Here is a 1,583-nt window from a genome sequence, read left to right as displayed (position 1 = left end):
GAGGGGACGCGGGGGAGGCCGGGCATGGTCATGATCTCGCCGCAGATGACGACGATGAAGCCGGCGCCGGCGGAGAGGCGGACTTCGCGGACCGGCACGGAGTGGCCGGTGGGCGCGCCGCGCAGGTTGGGGTCGGTGCTGAAGGAATACTGGGTCTTGGCCATGCAGATCGGCAGGTTGCCGTAGCCCTGGTCTTCCCACTGGCGCAGCTGGTCGCGGATCTTCTTGTCCGCCAGCACCTCGTCGGCGCGGTAGATGCGCTTGGCGATGGTGTTGATCTTGTCGATCAGCCGCATCTCGTCCGGGTAGATCGGCGAGAAGGACGCGACGCCGCTGTCGGCCACCTCGGCGACCCGGCGGGCGAGATCCTCGGCGCCTTCGCCGCCCAGTTCCCAGTGCCGGCTCAGCACCGCTTCGGAGCCGTGTTTCTTCACGTAGTCCTTCACCGCTGCGACCTCTTCGTCGGTGTCGGTGACGAAGTGGTTGATCGCCACCACCACCGGTACGCCGAAGCTTTTCAGGTTCTCGATATGGCGGCCGAGGTTGGCGCAGCCTTCCTTCACCGCGGCGACGTTTTCCGCGCCGAGATCGGCCTTGGCCACGCCGCCGTTCATCTTCATCGCCCGCACCGTGGCCACCAGCACCACCACCGACGGCGCGAGCCCGGCCTTGCGGCACTTGATGTTCATGAATTTCTCGGCCCCGAGGTCGGCCCCGAACCCGGCTTCCGTCACCACGTAGTCGCAGAGCTTCAGCGCAGTCTTCGTCGCCACCACCGAGTTGCAGCCATGGGCGATATTGGCGAAGGGTCCGCCATGCACGAAGGCCGGGTTGTTTTCCAGCGTCTGCACCAGGTTCGGCTGCATCGCGTCCTTCAAGAGCACCGTCATCGCGCCGTCGGCCTTGATGTCGCGGGCGTGGACCGGGCTGCGGTCGCGCCGGTAGGCCACGATCATGTCGCCGAGCCGCTTGCGCAGGTCGTCGAGATCGGTCGCCAGGCACAGGATCGCCATGACTTCCGACGCCACGGTGATGTCGAACCCCGACTGGCTGGGAAAGCCGTTGGACACCCCGCCCAGGGAGGTCACGATGTCGCGCAGCGCCCGGTCGTTCATGTCCACCACCCGGCGCCAGACGACGCGGCGCTGGTCGATCTCCAGGTCGTTGCCCCAGTAGATGTGGTTGTCGATCATCGCCGAAAGCAGGTTGTGGGCGCTGGTGATGGCGTGGAAATCGCCGGTGAAATGCAGGTTCATGTCCTCCATCGGCACCACCTGCGCCCTCCCGCCGCCCGCGGCCCCGCCCTTCATCCCGAAGTTCGGCCCCAGGGACGCCTCGCGGATGCAGACCATCGCCTTCTTGCCGATCCGGTTCAGCCCGTCGCCAAGCCCCACCGTCGTCGTCGTCTTGCCCTCGCCCGCCGGGGTCGGGTTGATCGCCGTCACCAGGATCAGCCTGCCGTCCGGGTTGGACGCCGCCCGCGCGATGAAATCCGCCGAAACCTTCGCCTTGTCATGCCCGTAAGGCACCAGATCCGCGTCCGATATCCCAAGCTTCGCCCCGATCGCCTGGATCGGCTCCTT

At 66.8% G+C, this 1,583-nt stretch carries 1 protein-coding gene; it reads right to left on the bottom strand.

Translation table 11 applies throughout. From position 1 onward, the window contains the following. The coding region (locus QO034_RS23215; protein ID WP_284487870.1) for a formate--tetrahydrofolate ligase at positions 1-1,583 on the bottom strand (1,583 nt) is incomplete at both ends.

This window comes from Sedimentitalea xiamensis (assembly GCF_030164465.1).
GTDB lineage: Bacteria > Pseudomonadota > Alphaproteobacteria > Rhodobacterales > Rhodobacteraceae > Sedimentitalea > Sedimentitalea xiamensis.
This window is presented reverse-complemented; position numbering and strand designations above follow the sequence as displayed.